Origin of the sequence: Pseudomonas sp. FSL R10-1350 (assembly GCF_009600525.1) — a bacterium.
In the GTDB taxonomy this organism is placed as follows: Bacteria; Pseudomonadota; Gammaproteobacteria; order Pseudomonadales; family Pseudomonadaceae; genus Aquipseudomonas; species Aquipseudomonas helleri.
In genome coordinates, this window is sequence record NZ_WIVR01000230.1 from 1 (window position 1) to 278 (window position 278).

Here is a 278-nt window from a genome sequence, read left to right on the forward strand (position 1 = left end):
TCGATGCGTGGCAAGTCAGCCGACAGTGGCTTGCGTTTGCCACGGCGCTTGGTCGGGGCGACAACTTCTTCGTCAGCTTCAACGGGCGCTGGCGTGTCGATACTTTCGGCTTCATTAAACAGCAGCAGTTGTGGCGTCGCCGGATCAGCGGTTTGCTCTGACTTGCGCCCGAACAGGCGCTGACGAAGTAGCGCATTCTCTTCTTCAAGAAGAACGACCTTCGACTGCATCTGAGCAAGTAATTGCTTGAGCGCAGCCAGGTCATCGGGAAGGTTGTC

Annotated in this window: 1 protein-coding gene; it reads right to left on the reverse strand. The window is 56.8% G+C overall.

From position 1 onward, the window contains the following. Positions 1-278: transposase (locus GHO25_RS25940; RefSeq protein WP_256677342.1), on the reverse strand; the 278-nt coding region annotated here is incomplete at both ends.